Source organism: Rudaea sp. 3F27F6, from assembly GCF_005503555.1.
In the GTDB taxonomy this organism is placed as follows: domain Bacteria; phylum Pseudomonadota; class Gammaproteobacteria; order Xanthomonadales; family Rhodanobacteraceae; genus Rudaea.
Genome location: NZ_SCNG01000013.1, coordinates 1 through 4,706, shown reverse-complemented (window position 1 = coordinate 4,706; position 4,706 = coordinate 1). Strand labels below are relative to the sequence as shown.

Genomic DNA, 4,706 nt, shown 5'->3' with positions numbered 1-4,706 from the left:
TCATCGTCAAGGTCGGTAGCCAGGGCAAGGTCTCGTTGTTCAACTCCGCCGGCAATACCGATGTCGTCGTCGACGTCGTCGGTTGGTTCGCCGCCGCTTCGCCGCAGTAACCTCCAATCCGGCGCCGCGATTCAACGCGGCGCCGGATTCTCCAAAGCGAAATCTGCGCCTCGCCATTCCCCGGCGAATTCAGCGCCTGCGCGCCGCGCAAACCTCAATCCTTCGCCGATCTGCAGAGCCGCCCCGAATTAACTCAAGGGCGAACAGGGCTGCTTTTTCAGGCGAAAAACAATCCGCCACCGTCGTTTGTTGACACTGTGAACAATTCGTGACTAGTATCGGACGGGCTATTGATTCACCGCTCGAAATTTGCTTCAGCAGAAGCTCGGTTGGGTGCCGAGGTTTCAGGGTCGGATCAAAGCTATGGGGTATAGCTGCAGGTTGGACGGGGATATGGGGATTGGGAATTTCGTGTCACGCGTGGGGAAATTGTTTTCAGGCCACTCTGTCTTCGCCTGAAAATCGCAGTCGGCCGAGACTCATCGAACACAAGCGGCCCGACACCGACAATCGCATGATTCAACGACTTCTGCGCACCGCGTGCGACAGGAAGATTTCTCTCTTTTCCAGCGCCCCGAAGCGGCTACCCCAGAGATTTTTCTGGGTCGTATCCACTAAAAAAGAGGCGGGGAACAATGAAAAGAGTCAGATATTCGGCCATGAGGCCGTTGGCCAGCGCATTAGCGCTGACCTTTGTTTCCGGGGCGCTCAGCGCGATGTCGTTTGCCGCGATGCCGGCACTCGACGCGGGGCGCATGATTTCGGCAAGCTTTGCCGCACAGACCGACGACCCCACGCAACCGCCCGGCGGTTTCGTCAAGGAAGACGGCCCCGCCCGCCAAGGCCGAGGAGGCCCGCGCTATACGCCTGAAGATGCAAACGGCCGCGCGCGCTATATCGTCATCCTGACAGAAGCGCCGGTCGCTACCTACAAAGGTGAAACCCAAGGCTACGCCGCGATTCCCAAGCGCGCGTCTTCCGTCTCCGGCACGGTGCGCAAGGACATCGACTCGGCACAAGCCAAATCCTACGCCTCGCACCTGCAGTCGCAACAGCGCTCCTTCACCGCTTCGCTGACCTCCAAACTCGGGCGCGCGATCACTCCCGCAGCGCAATTCCAGTACGCGCTCAATGCCGTCGCTCTCGATCTGACCGCAGACGAGGCCGAAGCGCTGCGTCAGGATTCCAACGTGCATTTGGTCAACCGCGAACAGATCCGCGAACCCAAGACCTTCGACACGCCGCGCCTGATCAATGCGACCGGCGTGTGGAACGGCACCGATACCCTGGGCGGCGTGACCAGCAAGGGCGAAGGCATGGTCGTCGGCATCATCGACACCGGCATCAACTGGATGAGCCACTCTTTCCTCGCGACGGGCTCGGACGGCTATACCGTCGTCAATCCGCTCGGCGACGGCAACTATCTCGGTGGCTGCAAAACCGGCGGCGCGGACGTCGGCCATTGCAACTCCAAGCTGATCGGCATCTATAACTTCGTCGCCCTTACAACCCCGCCGGGTACGAGTACATCGGGGCAGGACTTGGACGGCCATGGGTCGCATACGTCCAGCACCGCAGCGGGCAATAGTTACACCACCGCGCCGTTCGCTGGCGGCACGTTCAACGTGTCCGGCATCGCGCCCCATGCAAACGTCATTATGTATGCCGGCTGCTGCAGCGATACCGGCCTGACCAGTTCGCTCAATCAGGCGATCATCGACAAGGTCGATACGCTGAATTTCTCGATCGGCGGCACGGGCGGCGATTCGCTGTCCTCGCCGTGGACCGACACCGGCGAGCTCGCCTTCCTCAGCCTGCAGGACGCCGGCGTGTTCGTCGCCGCCGCCGCGGGCAACGACGGCCCGAGCGACAACTCGTTCGACCACGCCTCGCCGTGGGTCACGACGGTCGGAGCGACGACGCCGGCGATGATCGCCGCGTTCTCCTTCAGCCTGAGCGGTGGCCCGGCCAATACGCAGAATCTCGCCGCGATCTCGGGCGCCGCGCCGCTACCGACGCAGGCGTATCTCAATCTGCCGTTGATCGAAAGCCCGAATTTCGCCGACGGCAGTAATGACGGTTGCGCCGCGTATCCGGCCAACTACTTCCGCCGCGGACAGACTGCGGCCGGTGCCCAAGGCATCGCTGTGCTGCGCCTCGACCAGAACGCGAGCAATTGCGGCAGCGGCGCGCGGCGCACCAATGCCGCGAATGCCGGTGCGATCGCCGTGGTTTACGTCGATCCGGAATTCATCAATCTCGGCGCCACTGGCGCCTCCTACTCTCTGCTCAAAGAGGGTTGGGATGCGATCAAGGCGAGTGGAGCCGACGTGACGCCAACTGGCACTGCTACGGCGACGATCGGTTTCCCGGTCAGCCCGACTTCGCGTCCTGCCGACCGCATGGCCGGGTTCAGCTCGCGCGGACCCAGCCCGTTCGCAACGCTGAAGCCCGACATCAGCGCGCCGGGCGATACCATCCTCGCCGCCATGTCGCCGACCGCAGCCAGCGGCTACACGACGGCGAACCAAGCCGCGACCAGCGACATCTACAAGAACGATTCGGGCACTTCGATGGCCACGCCGCACATCACCGGCGCGGCAACCCTGGTGCGCGCGCTGCATCGTGATTGGACGCCAATGCAGGTCAAGTCGGCACTCATGACCACGGCCAACAAGACCGTCTATAACGAAACCGGCAGCGCACTCACTACGCCGAACACGGTCGGCGCCGGCCGCGTGAACGTCGGTGCCGCCACCCGCGCGGGCCTGTTGTTCGACGAGACCCATGCGAACTTCATTGCGGCCAATCCGGCCAACGGCGGCAAGCCGGAAACTTTGAACATCGCGAGTCTCTATCACTTCGGCTGCACGGCCACCTGTGTCTTCCCACGCACGGTGAGTTCCGCGCTCAATGTGAGCGGCAACTGGACCATCACGGTCAACGGTTTGGCCGCCGGTTCCTACAGCCTGGACAAGACGTCGTTCTCGCTGGCGAACAAAGGCGACACCAGCTCGTTCACGCTTTCGGTCGATTCCACCAAGCTCGGTGCTGCGCCGGGCGCGTGGGTCTACGGCGAACTGCTGCTGACTCCGAACGCCCCCAACGTTTCGGTGCAGCGTCTGCCGATCGCCATCCTTCCCACCGCCGCGCGCTTGACCGCAGACGTGAACTCGTTCGCCGTGAAAGTCAGCGCGGGCAAGACCACGACCAAGCCGATCACGATCTCCAATACCGGCAATCCGACGTTGAACTGGTCGTTCTCTACGACGTCTCTCGACGGCACGATTCTTTTTCGGTCACCCAGCAATTCCGGCTATTCGGTCGTCACGATTGCCAGTGGTACGGCGATCACTTCGACGAGCAATACCAACCGTTACATCGGCGACTACTTTGATCTGTCTGCCCCGGCTCGAGTCAGCCGCCTGCAAGCCAATGCATTCACCAACTCCAGCTCGGGTTTGGCAGGACTGGCCAGTCAAGTCGCTTGGCGTATTTACGCCGACAGCGGCAGCAACACGCCGGCAGGTCGCCCCGGCATCACCACACCCGCCGAACAACCTGCGTTCGTATTCAATTCTGCAGCGAATACCGCAACCGCAACCAAAACCCGCTTCGACGGACAAGTCAGCGTCGATCTCGTTGCCGCAGGCGCCTCTCCTCCCACGCACCCGACCGGCCGTTATTGGATGATGATGACGCCGACCATCGCCTCGGCCACCTATTCGGCAAGCTCGAGCAATCGTTGGTTTTGGTTCTCCAACGATGCCAGTCCCAAGGCGGTGCCGGGGCAGTCCGTCACTGGCAATGGCGCCACGCGCGCATACACATCGCTCAGCGCTAACACCGGCATGGCCATGCGCGTCGACATCAACGCCACCTGCAGCGCGCCGTGGCTCGGTTACGGCAGCAACTCGGGCGCGCTGGGCGCGGGGGCTTCGAGCGGACCGGTTGCGGTTAGCTTCGATGCGACCAGCCTTAGCGCCGGCGTTTACAAGGCCTACGTCTGCCTCAGCGGCAACGGCACGTCGCCGTCGTCCTTCGTCGACTCCATCAATACCGACTCGATCCTGATTCCGACCACGCTGCGCGTGTCTTCGTGCACGGCGACGCCGAACCCGACCGACAGTACCGCCACGGTCACGATCACCTGTCTCGGCGTCGAGCCCGGTACGACCAACACCATTCCGGGCGCGACCTGCTCGGCAGTGACGGCGGATCCGAGCGGCGGCAAGATCGTCTGCACGGGCACGGCCGGCAACATCGGCAACGATCCGACCTGGACGTCGACCAACACGGCCACGAACGATACGTTCACCTCGGTCGTACCGCTGACCTTCCCGATCTACACCGTGACCACGACGACCAGCGGTGCGGGCGGCACTATCTCGGCGCCGGCACAGTCGCCGCTGGTTCCGGGCGGTTCGACCACGTTCACCGTATCCGCGCTGACCGGCTACTCGATCGCTTCGGTCACCGGCGATACCTGTTCACCCAGCGTGCAGAGCGGCAGCACCTACACCACCGGTCCTGTCACCGCCAACTGCACCATCACCGCCTCGTTCACTGCGAACGCCGTCAACGGTGCCTGCGGTACGGACAACGGTCAGACCCTGACCGTCGCTCCGACCAATCTCTGCTCGGCC

General features: G+C 62.9%; 1 protein-coding gene. It reads left to right on the top strand.

The window, feature by feature from the left end:
- Nucleotides 1–728 precede the first annotated feature (728 nt).
- A partial coding sequence (locus tag FFS30_RS23675; protein WP_171014844.1) for a S8 family serine peptidase occupies nt 729–4,706 on the top strand: 3,978 nt, incomplete at its 3' end.